Below are 16,159 nucleotides of genomic sequence, written 5' to 3' on the forward strand. Positions count from 1 at the left end.
GTCGGCGGATACACCTGTGAAATATGGACTACGACGACCAACTCGACAAGGCACTCGAGGAGTCGCCTGATATCGAAAGTGAGGGGAGTCGGTTCGAGGTCCCGGACCCGAACGTCCGCCCGGAAGGAAACGTGACAGTGTTCGAAAACTTCCAGTCGGTAGTCGACACACTCGGCCGAGACGAGTCACACATCCTGAAATTCCTCCAGAACGAACTGGGAACGAGCGGGCACATCGACGAGAGTGGCCGCGCCCGTCTGACCGGTGACTTCCGCGAGGACCGTATCGGCCGCGCCGTCGACGAATACACCGGAGCGTTCGTCACCTGTCCGGAGTGCGGCCTACCGGATACGCGTCTCGTCGACGAACAGGGAACGACGATGCTGAAGTGCGACGCGTGCGGCGCGCTCTCGCCGACGGGCGAGTAGAACGCTCTGTGACGACGAGAACGTCGTCACTCGTCGGATTGGCGCGAAGAAGACGACACCGCGGAGACGCTACTCGAACTGCTTGACCGTGTTCAGGTCGGACTCGGTCCGCATGAACTCGGCTAACCGGCGCGTGGCGTGACAGTTGGGACAACTGAAGTTCGCGCGGTGGCCGGGCAAATCACTGGGTCCGGACTCCCAGTCTTTTCCACACTCGGGGCACAACAGGCGGACGAACGCTTCGACCATACGACTGACCGACGGGAGCGGCTTCAATAAAGGTTTGTGCCGCTCTCACACACTTACGCGAACAGGCCCGCGTCTTCCGCTTCCAGCAGCTCTTTGTACCGGTTTCGGATGGTGACTTCGCTGATGTTGGCGACGTCACTGACTTGGCTCTGCGTGACCTTCTCGTTGGTCAGCAGCGCCGCAGCGTACACCGAGGCGGCCGCGAGGCCGACCGGCGACTTACCCGAGTGGAGACCCTTCTCCTTGGCGGTCTTGAGCAGTTGGCGAGCGCGGCGTTCGGCCTCGTCGGAGAGGTCGAGCGCCGAGGCGAACCGGGGCACGTACTGCTCGGGGTCGGCGGGCTGGATTTCGAGTTTTAGCTCGCGGACGATGTAGCGGTACGTCCGGGTGAGTTCCATCTTCTCGACGCGGGAGACGACCGCAATCTCGTCGAGACTGCGGGGCATCCCAGCCTGTCGAGCCGCGGCGTAGAGGCTCGCGGTGGCGACGCCCTCGATGGAGCGCCCCGGCAGCAGGTCCTCGTTGAGCGCGCGGCGGTAGATGACCGAGGCCGTCTCGCGGACGTTCTCCGGGAGGCCCAACGCAGAAGCCATCCGGTCGATTTCGCCGAGCGCCTGCTTCAGGTTGCGCTCCTTGGAGTCGCGGGTGCGGAAGCGCTCGTTCCACGTGCGAAGGCGCTGCATCTGCTGGCGCTGACGCGACGACAGCGAGTTGCCGTAGGCGTCTTTGTTCTGCCAGCCGATGTTGGTCGACAGTCCCTTGTCGTGCATCATCTTCGTGGTCGGTGCACCGACGCGGGACTTCGAGTCGCGCTCTGCGCTGTCGAACGCGCGCCACTCGGGGCCGCGGTCGACGGAGTCCTCTTCGACGACGAGTCCGCAGTCTCGGCAGACCGTCTCGCCGTGTTCGGTGTCGCTGACGAGTCGGCCGCCACACTCGGGACAGGTGCGTACCGACTCGTTTTCTCGTTCTCGTTCTGTTTCCGTTTCGCCGCTGTACGTACGGATGGTGGTGTCGGTCATGTTATGGTCCTCGTGTTGGTGGCGGACCGCTGTCCGGGGAAGGAGAAATATGGAGAATGCGCCGGAGTCGGTCCTTACCCTCTGTAAGGCCGCAAGTGTTATAAATGCTTCGCTCAATTCGGCCGAATAACGGCTTTAAACGGCCGAATTCGTGAGTGTTCATATTATGAGAATGTTCGGAGGCCAGTTCTTAACGTATAAACCTGACGGTGGGGTTTGAGCATCCCAGCACCCGCTCTCGGTTTCTCGTGTTGCCTCCCGCCGACACTCGAGGCGACAAAAAATTCAGCGATTTGATTCAGAATCAATCCTCGGGTTCGGGTCCGCCGACGACTCCGGTACGGACAGTTCAGTCGACGCTCGTCTCAGGCCGGATGCTGTACCGACTCGATGAGCGAGACGATGTTCGACTCCTCGCCGCTCAACTGCTGGGGGTAGACGCCGAGAGCGACGACGAAGTCGTCTTCGTGGCGCACTTTCGTCACGTGGATGAACACCGGAATCTCCTCGTTTTCCACCGTCGACGTCGCCTCGTACTTCGTCACCCGTGTCTCCTTGTCGAGCATCCGGAGGGTCTGTGAGTTCACTTCGTTGACGTTACTCAACCCTTCGTACTGACTCGTCAGCAACTGCACGAGTCGCTCGTTGCTGAACTCTCTGATGGGGTTGAGCGTCCGCCCGGCGATTTCGACGGCCGGTGAGGAGATGGCGGCGAACACGCCGAGTTTCTGCTCGCCGAGCAGGCTCAGACTCAGGGTTTTTTCGCACGTCGAAATCTGGTTCGTCACTTCGACGTTGCGGGTCTGGCCGGCGGCGCTGAACTCGCGCGTGATGGTCTGGGCTTCGGTGCCGTCGAGTTCGTACCCGGTGTCGTTCGCCACCGACTCCTGTGCCACCGCGGGGTCCGCCTCGAACGAGAGCGACTCCTGTCCCGTGACGAATCCGAGACACCCGCTCGACGCGACCAGCGCGCCGAGTGCTGCAGTCGCCACTTCGCGTCTCGTCTGTCTCATGGCACTCGTCTCTCTCGTTCAGTGCCATAAGCTTCCCGGCTGGACTGTCGCCGGTGTCGACTACTCGGCGAGCGCCCCTGTCGCCTCCCTCGCTCACCTATTCGCCTCGCTACTCGCCGCGCCACTCGGGGTCTCTGTTCTCGAAGAACGCGTCGATACCTTCGTTCTTGTCGTGGCTGTCGAACAAGCCGACGAACAGTTCGGACTCGTAGGCCAGCCCCGAATCGAGGTCCATCCGCGTCGCGGCCCGGAGCGCCTCCTTCGCTCGCGCCACGGCGAGCGGACTCTTCGACGCCATCTTTCCGGCGAGCTCCGACACCCGTTCGTCGAGGTCGTCGGCCGGATGTGCCTCCTCAACCAACCCTATCTCCGCGGCCTCCGCTCCATCGATGAGTTCGCCCGAGAGCACGAGTTTCCGCGCCTGCCCCGGGCCGACGAGTCGCGTCAGGCGCTGCGTGCCGCCGCCGCCGGGGATGAGGCCCAAGTTTATCTCGGGTTGGCCGAGTTTGGCGTCCTCGCGGGCCAGTCGCACGTCGCACGCCTGTGCGAGTTCACATCCGCCACCGAGCGCGTGACCGTTGACACGGGCGACGACCGGTTTCGAGCATCCGGCGACCGTCTCGTAGATTCGGGGTCGCTTGCTCACCTCGTGTTGCTCGACGGCGGTTCGCTCGCGGAGTTCCTTCACGTCGGCGCCGGCGACGAACGCGTTCGCCTCGTCGGCACCGGTGAGTACGACGACCCGCACCTTCTCGTCGTCTTCGACGGCCTCGAACACTCGGGTGAGTTCCGACCGGACCTGTGCGTTCAGCGCGTTTCGCGCATCGGGTCGGTCGATAGTGATGGTGAGCACGCCGTCGCCGTACTCGCCGTGTTCGACGCGGACGAACTCGGCGTCGGCCACCGATTCGACGCTCGACTGTTCTTCACTCATCGTCTTCCCCCGAGACGCCGACGATTTCGCCGTCCTCCCAGACGTAGAATCCCTCTCCTGTCTTCTTGCCGAGTTTCCCGGCACGGACCTTCTTGCGCAGCAGCGTCGGCGGGCGGAACCGCTCGCCCAACTCCTCGCGGAGGTGTTCGAGGATGTCGAGGCGAACGTCCAACCCGACGACGTCGCCGAGTTCCAGCGGGCCCATCGGGTGGTTGTAGCCGAGTTCCATCGCGGCGTCGATGTCGCGTGGGCTGGCGACGCCCGACTCGACCATCCGAACCGCCTCGACGCCGAGGGCGACACCGAGTCGAGAAGTAGCGAACCCGGGGGTGTCCTCGACGACGACGGCCGTCCTGTCGATTCCGTCGACGAACGACTCGGCGAACTCCCGGATTTCGGAACTCGTCTGCTCGGCCAGCACGACTTCGACCAAGCGCATGATGTGCGGCGGGTTGAAGAAGTGAAGCCCAACGCAGCGTGAGGGGTCGTCGAGCGCGCTTGCGATGCTGGTCACCGGAAGCGACGAGGTGTTCGTCGCCAACACGGCCTCGTCGGGCGCGCGCTCCGCTGCTTCGGCGATGACACTGCGTTTCAGGTCCTCGTTTTCGGGCACTGCTTCGACGACGAGGTCCGCGTCGGCGACGGCCTCGGCGAGGTCCGTCGTTCCGGTCAGCCGCGACAGCGTCTCTTCACGCTCGCTCTCGCTTACCTTCCCGCGTTCGACGCCGCCGTCGAGGTTCGACTCGATGGCCGCGAGGCCGTCGTCGACGAGGTCCGTCTCGATATCACGGAGCGTCACATCGTGGCCGCCCATCGCGCTCACCTGTGCGATACCGTGGCCCATCGTCCCCGCACCAAGTACACAGACGTTCATGAACGATGTGGCTCGGGTCGACGATTAAATCATTCCCATTGCTGCGGGTTCACCGATTTTGAACGACGAACCGCGACGACCTGTGAACACGAAACTGTCAGATGCAATGAGAGTGGTCGGCTACTTACTGCTGGTGTCCTACCGAACGTGCATGGTCGACGTCACACTCGACGCAGAGCAGATGAGCCGAGAAGACGCCGCGGCGCGACTCGAAGAACTCGCCCAAGAACTCCGCGAGGGCGACGCCTTCGACGTGAAAGTCGGCAACAAGACGGTGACGCTCAATCCCCGCGAGAAAATCGCCTTCGAGTTGAGCGTCCGCGAACGCTCGGCGATTCTCCGCGGCAACCGCGAGACGGTGTCGATAAAGATGGACTGGAAACCCAAGTAAGGAGGCAAGGCCGACCGCTCGGAGTAACCGTTTTGTATCGCCTCTTCGAGCGAAGTATCATGGTTTACAATGAGGTAGAACGCACCGACCGCGACGAGATGCGGTCGATGCAGGACGAGCGCCTTCGAACGACCGTCGAACACGCCTACGAGAACGTTCAGTTCTACCGCGATGCCCTCGACGACGCCGGCGTCTCCCCCGGCGATATCGACGGTATCGACGACATCTCGCTTCTGCCCTTCACCGGTAAAGAGGATTTCCGCGACCACTACCCGACCGGTCTCGTCGCCGTCGACCGCGAGGATTTGCGGCGCATCCACGCTTCCTCCGGCACGACGGGCAAGCCGAAAGTCGTCGGCTACACCGAAGGCGACCTCCAACTGTGGGGCGAGGTGATGGCGCGGTCGCTCGTCACCGCCGGCGTCGAACCGGGTCACACCGTCCAGAACGCCTACGGGTACGGTCTGTTCACCGGGGGCCTCGGCATCCACATGGGTTGTGAGACGCTCGGTGCGAACGTCATCCCCATCGGCGGCGGCCAGACCGGCCGGCAGTTGGAACTGCTGTCGGACCTCGGGTCCGACGTGTTGACCTGTACGCCGTCGTACGCGCTCTACCTCGCCGAAACCGCCGAGAAAGAGGGAATCGACCCCCGCGAGTGGAACCTCTCGACGGTCGTCATCGGCGCGGAACCCTGCACCGCGCCGATGCGCGCGGAGATAGAGGAGGCGCTGGACGTGACGGCGCTCGACATCTACGGCCTGTCCGAAATCGTCGGCCCCGGCGTCTCGATGGAGTGCGAGGCCAAAGACGGACTCCACGTCTGGGAGGACCACTTCTATCCGGAAGTCGTCGACCCGGAGACGGGCGACCCGCTCCCCGAGGGCGAGGAGGGCGAACTCGTCTTCACGACGCTGACGAAGGAAGCCGTTCCAGTCCTGCGCTACCGGACGGGAGATTTGGCGACGCTGACGCGCGAACCCTGCGACTGCGGGCGGACCATGGTTCGGATGTCGCACGTTACCGGCCGAAGCGACGACCTGCTCATCGTCCGCGGCGTCAACGTCTACCCGAGCGAAATCGAGTCGGTCGTCTTGGAGTTCGACGAAGTCGCGCCGTACTATCGCATCGACCTGCGCCGCGACGGCCAACTCGACACCATCGACGTCACCGTCGAGCGAAGCGAGGCGTTCGACGGTGACGACGAAGAACTCGCCGCACGACTCCGTGACCGGCTTCAAACGGTGCTCTCGTTGTCACCAGACTCGCTCGACATCGCGCCGCCGGGCGGCATCGAGCGAACCGAGACGGGAAAAGTAAAACGCGTTTTCGACCACCGCTGAGGTCACGTCGTCGGCGAAGTCGATTCAGGAGTCGGAGGGTGTCGCCGTCGGGTCCGGGTCGGGGTCTGCGACCATCTCTCCGGAACCCCCGTCGTCACCGCTATCGCCACCTTCGCCTTTGGAGCCGTACTTCTCGCGCCGGCGCTCGTTCTCGGCACGGACGACGCGTCCGCTGTAGAGATAGTAGATGGGAGCAACGAGTGGCAGCGCGAACGCCGCGCCGAACCAGAGATGTCGCGTCCAGCCCCAGTCGTACCCCTGTCGGCGCATCGCCTTGATGTCCGTTCGGAGGAATCCGGCGATGAACAGGTGCGTGATGAGCATCACCACCAACCCCGACCCGTCGCCGAACGGAATCGAGAGCACGAGAAGCGGGATGCCGAGTCCCCAGATGAGGAGCACGAGTTTGCGGTACGGCGCGACTAGGCGGCGCTCGCTCGCGCCGTCGCCGCCGCGGTTGGCGTCGCGGCCGCGTCTGTAACTGTCCATGCGTGAGCATGGCCGCCCCCGGAGCAAAAGCGATTCGCCGCTTCGAACCTGACGAGGTCGCAGACCGCGCGGCCCCGTCGCTTTTCTTCGGCCCCGCCCAAAGGTGGGTATGGCAGAAATCGACGCCGCGAACGTACTGCCGACCGAGCGACTCCAGTCGATGGTCGCCGACGGCCGAGTGACGCAACTGCACCGCGGCCACGCCTACGCCGAGAGTGGCGACACGTTCGAGGTCGACGGCGAGCGGTTCGAGGTAGTCGCCGTCGATACCCGGACGCTCGGTGACCTCTCCGAGGAAGACGCCCGCGCCGAAGGCTCGGAGGACTTGGACGCCTACCGCAAGCGCCTCGAACACGCTCACGACGATTTCGAGTGGGACGACGACACCGAAGTCGTCCGACACCGCTTCGAACCGGTCGAATAGCCTGTCTCCCTCTCGGAAGTCGACGCCGCCTCTTCTCACCCTCTGCCCAGTCGTTTCACCGCGATTTCGTGGCTACCTTCACCCTCGTCGAGTTCGAGTGCCACCGCATCGACGACGGCCTCCTTCGCCGTCTCGCGCCACCGCTGGACCGCCGCTTCGTGTTCGGTGCGGTGAGCGTCGACGGAGTACTCGCCAGCCGCTCGAAGGCGGTCTTCGGTGTCGTCGGGGTCCGGAAACGGTGGGACCGCCGCCACCAACCGCTCGGGACCGAGATGAATCGGAGCGGTCGTCTCACCGTAATCCCCGTAGTTTCCTTCGCCGCCGGCGACGTGGAGACGCGCGCGCATCCGGCCGGCGAACGGCGGCGTCACGCGCAGGACGGCAGGGACGCCTTTCCGACGCCGCGCCTCCAACGCGGCGACGACGTCGTCGCCCGTGACGGCGATAGAGCGGATACGTGTAGGGTCGTCGGCCGCATCGATGTTCTCGGTCACGTCACTGTCGTCGCGCGTCATCGAGGAGAGTTCGAGCGTGAGCGCAATAGGCGTTTTTGCGCGCCTCGCGTCCGGGACGCGGGGCGCTTACGTGGTCGCCGACCGGAGGCCACCGCCGCACTCCGGGCAGAGTGCGTAGTACGAGCGCTGCGTCACTCGTTGCTCACACTGCTCGCAGACGAACACTGAACGTTCCGTCATCGTCTCCAATGGTTTCGCTACTGTGTTAAATGTTATCATGGGTTGGGCAAGTAATAGTACACAAATTTTTATCATCGATAGGAGAATCTGGGGACGTGCCATACAGCTACGAACCACAGTACTTCGAGGAGTACGAGGTCGGACAGACGTTCGAGAGCGCCGGGCGAACCGTGACGGAGACGGACTTCGTCATGCACTCGGCGCTGTCGGGCGACTGGACCGAACTGCACACGAACCGCCACTACGCCGACGACGAGTACTTCGGCGAACGCGTCGCCCACGGCCCGATGACGTTCATTCTCGCCACCGGGTTGGTGTTCCGCTGTGGCTTTCTCGAACGCACCGTCGTCGCCTTCCTCGGAATGAACTACATGGACATCCCCGCGCCGGTCAAGATGGGCGACACCATCTCACTGGACTTGGAAGTCGTCGAGACCAAGCCGTTTTCGAGCCGTGACGACGCCGGCCTCGTCGTCATCGACTCGGAGATGACGAATCAAGAGGGAGAGACGGTGTTCGCCGGCGACATGAAGTTCATGATAAAGACCGAACCCTGAATCGGGCGTCGTTCGGGCGCGACCGGACTCCGAACGTCCGCTTCCGACTATCGAGAACCAGTTCTGCGGTGAGCGCCCAAACCGTCTCTTCGTTCGTCATCGGCTGTCTGCTCGTTTTCCAGCGAGAACCCTCGGGTTTGCGTTGCTTGCTATGGCAAGCCGAATCACCATACACGGCGCTGTGGACTTTTCACAAAGCAATGGATTCGGAACGCGCAGCGGAGCGAGTCAGAGGGGTTGCGAGGGACGAAGTCGAGCGTAGAGTACTGCCGGACGGTGGACAGTCCGCGGAGGCCGAAGAGGCGGAAGAGACTGACGAGGGCGGCGAATCGGACGCGTCCGAATCCACCGAGGAAACGGAGGAAGAAACGGAGTCGACCGACGAAGGGACCGAGGACGGAGAGACGTCCGAAGAGAAAGAGGAAGCCGAAGGCGAGAACGAGGAGAGAGAGGCTGAAGGAGAAGACGCGGAGTTCCCGTCACAGACGGCCAAGGAGAAGAAGGACGCCTCCGACCAGCGTCAAGAGGCGATGCGCGGCGACGACGAAACCGGCGTGCTGTTCTTGGACCTCGAAGGTCTGCATCTCGACCTCTTAGGACTTCAAATCGACCTCGACGACGTCGTTCTCGACCTCTCGGCGGAGGAAGGCGACGGTAACCTCGTCGGAAACCTACTGGCTGCGGTCGCCGGATTGCTCGACGACGGTCTCGGCAACATCACCGACAAACTCCCGGGACTGCCGGAGCTGCCGGAGTTCGACGACCTGCTCCCGTCGTTCGGCGGCGAAGGCGAAGACGGCGAAGGCGGGGCACTCTCGTCGGCGGCCGACGCGACGAAAAACACGCTCAAATCCGCCGCCAAGGAGCTTCCGCTCCAAGAGATTGCGGTCCAACTCATCGTCGGGGTGGTGAACCAACTGTTCGGGGACACCGACGAAGACGAGGAGAGCGAGGCAGACGAGGACGATAGCGAGGAAAGCCAGAACGAGGGCGACGGCGAAGAGAGCGATGCCGCGGACGACACAGACGAGGAGGACGAGGAGTCGTGAGCGACTCGTCGCTTCTCGGTCGTCTCAATCTAACCGAACTGCTGGCCACTCTCGACTACGACGAGTTACTATCAGATACCAAGTGGAACGGCATCCAAGACGACGACGCACTCGGGGAGCGACTCGGTGGCCGAGGCGGCGAAGTGCTCGGCGCGCTTCTCGGCTCAGCACTCGGTGCGCTCCTCGGCGAGCGCGTCGTCGAAGACGCACTCGGTCGGTTTCTCGGAGGTGACGACGATGAGTGACAGTGACTCGTCGTCTTCGTCGTCGCTACAGAGCGTCGTCGCCGACGAAGTCGAAGACCAGATAGACGGTCGTCAAGTCGGCGAGAGCGTCGGTCGAAAACTCGGCAGTCGACTGGGCCGCGAACTCGGTCGTCGCCTCGGCCGGACGGTCGACGACACCGTCAGCGAAGGCGTCGAGGCCGGGAAGAAGCCGTTCGAAATTCTCGCGGACGTCAAGCAGGCGCTCAAAGACGCCATCCTGAACTCGCTGGGGTCCGAAGAAGCGGTCAAATCGAGCGCCGAGATGCTTCAGAACGCCGTTTCGGAACCGAGCCAAATCGAGGAGACGGCCGAAGAAGTATCCGAAACGGCAGAAGAGACCGCCGAAGAAGCGACCGACACTGCCGAGGAGGCGGCAGAGGAAACGACAGATACTGCTGAGCAAGCCGCAGACGAGGCGACAGATACCGCCGAAGACGCGGCCGAAAAAGCGACCGACACTGCGGAGAAGGCGACCGACGAGGCCGCCGACGCCGCCGAGAGCGCCGAGGAGACGGCCGAAGATGTCGCCGACGAGGCCGAGTCCCGCGCCTCCGACGCCGTGCCGGACAACCTCAGCGACGTGCGCCGCGAGACGTATCGCGACCTGCTCGAAACCGTGTCGTACCGCGAACTGCAGTCGATGGCGAAAGACGCCGACATCAAGGCCAACCAGAGCCGCGAGGAACTCGTCGAAGATCTCGTCGACAAGTTCGACGAACAGACGGAGTCGACGGACGAGAACGGTGAAAGCGGCGAAAACGGCGAAAGCGGCGACGAAGATGCCGAGAGCGACGGAGGCGACGACGAATGAGCGAGGCCGCCGAGACGGTCGACCGACTGCTCGACGGAGTGAAAGCGGCACTCTCGGCGGACGACGACGAACGCGACGACCGACTCCGCGAACTTGCCGAGGAAGCAGCGGCGTTCGTCGACGAGACGGAGACGGTCGACCTCATCGAAGCCGTCGGCCTCACCGACGAGGACGGCGAGCAGGTCGAGACGATTCCGAACGCCCTCGCCGTCGGCGGCGAGGAGTCGGTACTCGACCTCCAGACGGTTCTCGCGCTCTCGAACGCCGACACTGACGACGAGGGCGCACTCGGTGACCTCCGTGAACGACTCACCGAACTGACCGACGACATCGAAGCGTTGGCCGACGAATCGGAGGGCGAACCCGCCGAGGCGGACGAAGACGAAGAACCCGAACCCGATGACGACGACGCAGAACCGGACTCTGTCGAAGACGCCGAAGATATCGACGAGACAGAGGACACCGAATCGAGTGAGAAAGCGGACGACTCGGGTGTCGGGTCGCTTCTGACCGAGTCGCTTCAGTCGCAACTCGACGAAGCCGCGGACTCCCTGAAAGCCAGCGTCGAACAGATGCAGGCCGATGGCGAGGAGTCGGTCGACGACACAGAGGAAGCAGATACCGAGGAGGAAGAAGCCGAAGAAGACGACGACTTGGTCGATATCGGCGGCGGCGAGGGTCGCTCCAGCGGCCGGGCGACGATGCACTCGACGGTCCCGAGTTCGAAACGCCGCGACATGAAGGGCGTGGCACGACACTCGACGGTTCCGAAGCGGTGACCGACCCCGTTTCGAGCATCGGTTGCCGCTTCCTCTGGATACGGCAGCGATGAGTCTTCGCCGGTCCCGTATCCGAACGACTGCCTCTCAGGTCGCCGCCGAGGTCCGCGCGAAGAACGTCGCGTTCATGGCGGGCAGCATCGCCTACAATGCGTTCGTCTCGCTGCTTCCACTCCTATTGCTGCTCGTTCTCACGGTGTCAGTCGTCGGCAGCGGTGCGCTCGAACGCCGGGTCATCGAACTCGCGGCGACGTATCTCGCTCCCGGTGTCGGTGACACGCTGCGGGAGGTGCTCCGCGAGGCCGACGACAGCACCGGGTTCTCACTCGTCGGTATCGTCGTGCTCCTCTGGGGGACGCTGAAGATATTCCGCGGCCTCGACACCGCGTTCGCCGAGATTTACGAAACCGACGACGAGGACAGCGTGTTCGACCGCTTCCGCGACGGCTTCGTCGTCTTCGCGGCGCTCTCGGTCGCCGTCGTTGCGATGGTGACGACGGGGTCGGCGTTCGCAGCACTCGCGCAGCGACTCGCCATCGGCATCCTGAATCCGCTGTTTCTGGTCGTCGCACTCAGTGTCGCGTTCTTCCCGCTGTACTACGTGTTTCCGAACGTCGACGTCTCTATCGGAAACGTACTTCCGGGACTCGTCACCGCCGCGGCGGGGTGGGCGGTGTTGCAAGCGCTGTTTCAGGTGTACGTCGCCGCCTCCGGGAAGACCGACGCCTACGGTCTCCTCGGTGGCATCGTTCTGCTCGTCACGTGGCTGTACTTCGCCGGCCTGCTCCTACTGCTCGGCGCGGTTATCAACGCCGTCGTCGGCGGCTACGTCGGAGGTACGGCCGTCGGAGACGCGCGTGTCGACGGCGGTGGAAGAGGTACAGCGTCGACCGCCGAGAAGACGATGCGTGAAGACCGATTGAACCGCGACCAAGCGGCGAGATATCTGCGGCGACTCCGCGAAGACGTCGCTCGCCGCTACGAGGAGATGGAGCCGACCGAAACTGGTGGAACACCCGGCCGTCCTCGGATGTCCGAAACCGGGACGCTCAACGTCACTGAACGAGTGTTCGACGAGGGAGAGAACGGGGTGGACGACGAAGGTGACAGGCAGACGTACGAGGTGACACTCCAGTGGCGTGTCGCGGAGGCGGACGCCGGGGTGGCCGAGACGACCACAACGGCGGACACGACTATCTCTGAACCCAGTTCGACGCCCACAGACGACTAACTCTCTCGACTTCTTCCGAGAGCCTGTCCGAGCAGTCCGGCCTGCCCTCGCCGAAGCCGTTCGAGAAACGCCGACTTGCTGATTCCCAATCTCTCGGCAACCTCAGCCGCCGTCGTCGCCTTCGGCACCGAAAAGTAGCCCATCTCTAGCGCGGTCCGCAGCGCCGCCTCTTGAGCGGGCGTCACGTCCCATCGTGTCGCCGCCGACTCCGCTTGTGGCCCGAGCGGATACACCCGTTCGAGCGTGACGCCGACGGCTTCGCCCGCGGCGGCCAACACCCCCTGCAGTACGTCGTAGCCGACGACTGCACCGGTGAACCGTTCCTCACCGTCGCGGTAGGTCAGCGCTTCGGCGACGAAGCCCACGTCGGTCAGTTCGTGGACGATGCAGGGCTGTTTCGAGAGACAACGATAGGTGTCTCGTCCCTCGGCAGTCGCGCGGTGGAGATAGCGCAGTCGTTCGTCGTCGTCGAGCGTCGTCGCGAGTTCGTCGTTCGTCGCCGCGCCAAATCGCAAGAGAACGTTGCCGTCGCCGCGCAACTGTGGCGGTTCGCACTCGATGGTCGTGTTCGTCGCCCGCGAGGCGGCCGCTAACGGACAGTCGTCGCCGGTGACGCGGAACTCGACGACCAGACACTCTTCGCGCATCGACTCTCTGTCGAACCGAACCGACATATAAATGCCGCCTATAGACGGGTGAACGCGTATACCGGAGAATCTATAACGAACGTCTATGGACCTCGACACCGTCAAAGCACGGGCCGGACCGCGGCAGTTCAGCCCGAAAGACGACATGCCGGAGGAGTACCGGAAGGCGGCGACGCGGATGATTCAGTTCCACGCGAACTCCGAGGTGATGGGCGGTTACCTCGACAAAGCGTTCACTCGGATGGCCCCGAGTCTCGACCGGAAACTCGCCTGCACGGCGAAGACGCAGGACGAAATCGGCCACGCGCAGTTGCTCTACCGCGCCGCCGAGACGCTCGGTGTGAAGACGCGCGAGGAGATGTTGGACGAACTCGAACGCGGCGACGGGAAGTTCCTCAACTGTTTTCACTACCCGGTGAGTTCGTGGTACGAAGCGCCGATGATTGATTTCTTCGTCGACGGCGGCGCGATGCGCCGACAGGCGACGCTCAAGAGTACGTCGTGGGAGCCGTACGCACACGCGATGGACAAGGTGTGCTTCGAGGAGGGCTTCCACGTCAAACACGGCGAGGACATCCTTCGGGAACTGATGCGCTCGTCGAAAGCCAACCAGGAGCGAACCCAGGAAGTGTTCGACACGTGGTGGCCGCGCATTCTCCAGTTCTTCGGCCCGATGAACAGCGAGAGCACGCACAACGACTTCGCCCAGCAGGTGGGTCTGAAGACGGTCTCGAACTCCGAACTCCGGCAGGCCTTCTTGAACGCGTACATCCCGAAAGCCGAGAAGTACGGCCTCGAAATCCCCGACGAGCCGAGAATCGAGTACGACGAGGAGAACGGCCAGTACCGAGTGGTCGAGGAGGACCTCGACTGGGACGAGTTCTGGACTATCGCCAAAAACGACTACGAAGGCAGCTACGAACAGATCGGCTCGCGTCGCCAGCGCCACGAAGCAGTGTCGTGGGTGCGCGAAGCGATGGACGGTTGGGAGCAAAGCTCGGCGGGCACGACCCCGCAGGCGGCCGATTGAGATGATTTGGGAAGTGTTCAGACAGGAGAAACCCGGGAAGTACCACCAGCACTGCGGCAACGTCCACGCGCCGGACCGCGACATGGCGCTGATGTTCGCCCAAATTCAGCACGGCCGCCGCATGCAGACCAACAGCCTCTGGGTCGTCCCGCGCGACGAAATCGGCGAAGTCGACACCGAGGACGCCAAGTTCGGCGGCACGACGGACAAAGCGTACCGCTGGGCGATGACGTACAACAACGTCGACGCCAGTTTCGCCGCCGAAGTCGAAGAGAGCGAGGACGAACAGCGAGAAGCGGCCAAGAAACGTGAAGCCGCGAAAAAACAGGAGGAGGCGCAGTCGTGAGCCAGTTCAGCGGGCCGTCGGACCTCGGCGACGAGGAACGAGACGCGCTCGAAGCACTGCTGTTTCGGATGGCCGACGACGAGTACGTCGCCGCCGAACGCTACATCGAGTGGCAGATTTACGCGCCGACGCTCGAATCCGACCTCGCGCTCGCCAACGTCGCCCAAGACGAGTACGGCCACGCCCGCCTCTGGTACGACCTGCTTCAAGACCTTGGCTACGAGGAGGAAGAACTCATCTGGGAGCGTCCACCAGAGGAGTGGACTCACGCGACGCTCGTCGAACTCGAAACCGAGTCCGGTGACTGGGCGGACACGATGCTTCGAACGTATCTCTACGACACCGCCGAGCAACTACGAATGGAGGCTATCGTCGACTCGTCGTACGCGCCGGTCTGTGACCGAGTGGGGAAGGTGCTCGCCGAGGAGTCGTACCACCGCGAACACGCCCAGAACTGGCTGGACCGTCTCGCAGACGAAGGCGACGAGGAGAGCTTCGCCCGCGTTCAAGCCGCTCTCGACCGCCTGTTCCCGCACGCGCTGACGCTCTTTGCGCCCGGTCCGCACGAAGAGGACATCCTCGAATTCGGCTTCCGGACCGAGACGCTGTCGGACCTCCGGACGGAGTGGCTCGAAATCGTCGTGCCGTACCTCGAATCACTCGGTTTGGACGTACCGGAACCCGACGAAGTCGAACCCGTGCGGACCACCGGTCGCAACGGTGACCACACCGACGACTGGTTCGACCTCTACGAAGACTTCACGGCGACGTACCGTCAACTCGACTTCGACAAACCGACCACGCTTCGAGGTGAGGGCGCGTGAGCGCAGACGAGTTCGAAGGCTCGGAGTTCGAGTCGGAGGCGTGCGCCTACACCGACTACTCGTCCGGCGAGGCCCACGAGCAGTACCCGAAAACCGGCGAGAGTGCGACCGGCGTCGAACGCAAAGTGTGGGACGCGCTGTACGAGGTAGAGGACCCCGAGATGCCCGTCAGCATCGTCGATTTGGGGCTCATCTACGACGTCCGCGTCGTCGACGATGTCGCCCACGTCGAAATGACGCTCACCTACACCGGCTGCCCGGCACGCGACATGATTCTGAACGACGTGCGCTGTGCTGCGCTCGCCGCGGGCGTCGCCGACGCCGAGGTGACGCTCCGCTACTCGCCGCCGTGGAACGTCGAGATGGTGACCGAAGACGGAAAGAGAGACCTGCGGGAGTTCGGGTTGAGCGTCTGATGCGCTTCGACCCGAGCACCCGTGGCGGAGGAGAAGAGACGGGCGTCGAGTGCCCGTACTGCGAATCGACGAATACGGTGCGCGACCACCCGAAAGGGCCGGGCCTCTGTCGGTCGATGCACTACTGCGAGGAGTGCGAACAGCCGTTCGAGCAGTTCGGCTGAGACGTTCCCCCCATTCGGTGTCGACGTTTACCCGTCACTCTCGGAACGCTGAGAGACGACTCTCTCCAATAGTTGGCGAACAGACGGCCACAGCACTGATACGCGGAGGGTACGCCGTACACCCGCCTCGACCGCTCCGCGGCGACTCGTCAACTCACGGTTCCGAGTGGTCGCGTC

General features: G+C 63.6%; 23 protein-coding genes and 1 pseudogene. 15 read left to right on the forward strand and 9 right to left on the reverse strand.

Features of this window, described 5'->3' with window-relative positions:
* The first annotated feature begins 23 nt into the window (after positions 1-23).
* Positions 24-428 carry a translation initiation factor IF-2 subunit beta gene (locus AUR64_RS02145; protein WP_058580306.1) on the forward strand — a complete coding sequence of 135 codons (405 nt, stop codon included), beginning with the start codon at positions 24-26 and terminating at the stop codon, positions 426-428.
* 69 nt (positions 429-497) lie between these two features.
* Here AUR64_RS02145 and AUR64_RS02150 read toward each other — a convergent pair whose 3' ends face one another.
* The 5 genes from AUR64_RS02150 to AUR64_RS02170 form a co-directional block, all read right to left on the reverse strand.
* Positions 498-677: a DUF7836 family putative zinc-binding protein gene (locus tag AUR64_RS02150; protein WP_058580307.1), complete on the reverse strand. Its 180-nt coding sequence runs from the start codon at positions 675-677 to the stop codon at positions 498-500.
* A 53-nt stretch (positions 678-730) separates the two neighbouring features.
* Positions 731-1,699, reverse strand: a complete 969-nt coding sequence (locus tag AUR64_RS02155; RefSeq protein WP_058580308.1) for a transcription initiation factor IIB — start codon at positions 1,697-1,699, stop codon at positions 731-733.
* A 365-nt stretch (positions 1,700-2,064) separates the two neighbouring features.
* Positions 2,065-2,712 carry a DUF6517 family protein gene (locus AUR64_RS02160; RefSeq protein ID WP_058580309.1) on the reverse strand — a complete coding sequence of 216 codons (648 nt, stop codon included), beginning with the start codon at positions 2,710-2,712 and terminating at the stop codon, positions 2,065-2,067.
* A gap of 109 nt (positions 2,713-2,821) precedes the next feature.
* Complete coding sequence (locus tag AUR64_RS02165) at positions 2,822-3,646, reverse strand: enoyl-CoA hydratase/isomerase family protein (RefSeq protein ID WP_071391193.1); 825 nt, start codon at positions 3,644-3,646, stop codon at positions 2,822-2,824.
* Entirely contained in the window at positions 3,639-4,520 is an 882-nt protein-coding gene (locus tag AUR64_RS02170; protein ID WP_058580310.1) for a 3-hydroxyacyl-CoA dehydrogenase family protein, read from the reverse strand. Before AUR64_RS02170 ends, AUR64_RS02165 begins: the two co-directional genes overlap by 8 nt.
* Before the next feature lie 151 nt (positions 4,521-4,671).
* Between AUR64_RS02170 and AUR64_RS02175 the strand changes: the two genes are divergently transcribed.
* The gene (locus tag AUR64_RS02175) at positions 4,672-4,911 is read left to right on the forward strand and encodes an amphi-Trp domain-containing protein (protein ID WP_058580311.1); all 240 of its coding nucleotides are present in this window, start codon (positions 4,672-4,674) and stop codon (positions 4,909-4,911) included.
* Positions 4,912-4,970: 59 nt separating this feature from the next.
* Positions 4,971-6,254: a phenylacetate--CoA ligase PaaK gene (paaK, locus tag AUR64_RS02180; RefSeq protein ID WP_058580312.1), complete on the forward strand. Its 1,284-nt coding sequence runs from the start codon at positions 4,971-4,973 to the stop codon at positions 6,252-6,254.
* A gap of 138 nt (positions 6,255-6,392) precedes the next feature.
* Here paaK and AUR64_RS21360 read toward each other — a convergent pair.
* Positions 6,393-6,581: pseudogene (locus AUR64_RS21360) on the reverse strand (hypothetical protein); the annotation flags it as partial.
* Between the two features lie 271 nt (positions 6,582-6,852).
* Between AUR64_RS21360 and AUR64_RS02190 the strand changes: the two are divergent.
* Positions 6,853-7,167: a hypothetical protein gene (locus AUR64_RS02190; protein ID WP_058580313.1), complete on the forward strand. Its 315-nt coding sequence runs from the start codon at positions 6,853-6,855 to the stop codon at positions 7,165-7,167.
* A 35-nt stretch (positions 7,168-7,202) separates the two neighbouring features.
* Here the strand turns inward: AUR64_RS02190 and AUR64_RS02195 are convergent, their stop codons facing one another.
* On the reverse strand, positions 7,203-7,682 hold the full coding sequence (locus tag AUR64_RS02195; RefSeq protein WP_058580314.1) for a hypothetical protein: 480 nt from the start codon (positions 7,680-7,682) through the stop codon (positions 7,203-7,205).
* A gap of 66 nt (positions 7,683-7,748) precedes the next feature.
* Positions 7,749-7,862, reverse strand: coding sequence for a hydrogenase maturation nickel metallochaperone HypA (locus tag AUR64_RS21115; protein ID WP_240479571.1), 114 nt, complete (start codon positions 7,860-7,862; stop codon positions 7,749-7,751).
* Between the two features lie 95 nt (positions 7,863-7,957).
* On the opposite strand from AUR64_RS21115, the gene AUR64_RS02200 reads away from it, so the two are divergent.
* From AUR64_RS02200 to AUR64_RS02225, 6 genes are all read left to right on the forward strand, one after another.
* Positions 7,958-8,419, forward strand: coding sequence for a MaoC/PaaZ C-terminal domain-containing protein (locus AUR64_RS02200; RefSeq protein ID WP_058580315.1), 462 nt, complete (start codon positions 7,958-7,960; stop codon positions 8,417-8,419).
* Positions 8,420-8,619: 200 nt separating this feature from the next.
* Positions 8,620-9,468 carry a hypothetical protein gene (locus AUR64_RS02205; RefSeq protein ID WP_058580316.1) on the forward strand — a complete coding sequence of 283 codons (849 nt, stop codon included), beginning with the start codon at positions 8,620-8,622 and terminating at the stop codon, positions 9,466-9,468.
* Positions 9,465-9,713: a hypothetical protein gene (locus AUR64_RS02210; protein WP_058580317.1), complete on the forward strand. Its 249-nt coding sequence runs from the start codon at positions 9,465-9,467 to the stop codon at positions 9,711-9,713. Before AUR64_RS02205 ends, AUR64_RS02210 begins: the two co-directional genes overlap by 4 nt.
* Positions 9,706-10,545 carry a hypothetical protein gene (locus AUR64_RS02215; protein WP_155120476.1) on the forward strand — a complete coding sequence of 280 codons (840 nt, stop codon included), beginning with the start codon at positions 9,706-9,708 and terminating at the stop codon, positions 10,543-10,545. Before AUR64_RS02210 ends, AUR64_RS02215 begins: the two co-directional genes overlap by 8 nt.
* Positions 10,542-11,324, forward strand: coding sequence for a hypothetical protein (locus AUR64_RS02220; protein ID WP_058580319.1), 783 nt, complete (start codon positions 10,542-10,544; stop codon positions 11,322-11,324). The genes AUR64_RS02215 and AUR64_RS02220 overlap by 4 nt, the downstream gene beginning before the upstream one ends.
* Before the next feature lie 49 nt (positions 11,325-11,373).
* Positions 11,374-12,555, forward strand: coding sequence for a YihY/virulence factor BrkB family protein (locus AUR64_RS02225; protein ID WP_058580320.1), 1,182 nt, complete (start codon positions 11,374-11,376; stop codon positions 12,553-12,555).
* On the opposite strand, the gene AUR64_RS02230 is transcribed toward AUR64_RS02225, so the two are convergent.
* Positions 12,552-13,202, reverse strand: a complete 651-nt coding sequence (locus AUR64_RS02230) for a helix-turn-helix domain-containing protein (RefSeq protein WP_058580371.1) — start codon at positions 13,200-13,202, stop codon at positions 12,552-12,554. The genes AUR64_RS02225 and AUR64_RS02230 overlap by 4 nt on opposite strands.
* 85 nt (positions 13,203-13,287) lie before the next feature.
* On the opposite strand from AUR64_RS02230, the gene paaA reads away from it, so the two are divergent.
* The 5 genes from paaA (at position 13,288) to paaE (ending at position 15,982) form a co-directional block, all read left to right on the forward strand.
* The gene (paaA, locus tag AUR64_RS02235; protein WP_058580321.1) at positions 13,288-14,232 is read left to right on the forward strand and encodes a 1,2-phenylacetyl-CoA epoxidase subunit PaaA; all 945 of its coding nucleotides are present in this window, start codon (positions 13,288-13,290) and stop codon (positions 14,230-14,232) included.
* A 1-nt stretch (position 14,233) separates the two neighbouring features.
* Positions 14,234-14,578, forward strand: coding sequence for a 1,2-phenylacetyl-CoA epoxidase subunit PaaB (paaB, locus tag AUR64_RS02240; RefSeq protein WP_058580322.1), 345 nt, complete (start codon positions 14,234-14,236; stop codon positions 14,576-14,578).
* Between the two features lie 68 nt (positions 14,579-14,646).
* The gene (paaC, locus tag AUR64_RS02245; RefSeq protein ID WP_082230557.1) at positions 14,647-15,402 is read left to right on the forward strand and encodes a 1,2-phenylacetyl-CoA epoxidase subunit PaaC; all 756 of its coding nucleotides are present in this window, start codon (positions 14,647-14,649) and stop codon (positions 15,400-15,402) included.
* On the forward strand, positions 15,399-15,818 hold the full coding sequence (gene paaD, locus AUR64_RS02250; protein WP_058580324.1) for a 1,2-phenylacetyl-CoA epoxidase subunit PaaD: 420 nt from the start codon (positions 15,399-15,401) through the stop codon (positions 15,816-15,818). Before paaC ends, paaD begins: the two co-directional genes overlap by 4 nt.
* A complete protein-coding gene (gene paaE, locus AUR64_RS20845; RefSeq protein ID WP_169794650.1) occupies positions 15,818-15,982 on the forward strand; it encodes a 1,2-phenylacetyl-CoA epoxidase subunit PaaE in 165 nt (54 codons plus the stop codon). The genes paaD and paaE overlap by 1 nt, the downstream gene beginning before the upstream one ends.
* The last annotated feature ends 177 nt before the right edge of the window (positions 15,983-16,159 follow it).

This window comes from Haloprofundus marisrubri (genome assembly GCF_001469955.1).
Classification (GTDB): Archaea; Halobacteriota; Halobacteria; order Halobacteriales; family Haloferacaceae; genus Haloprofundus; species Haloprofundus marisrubri.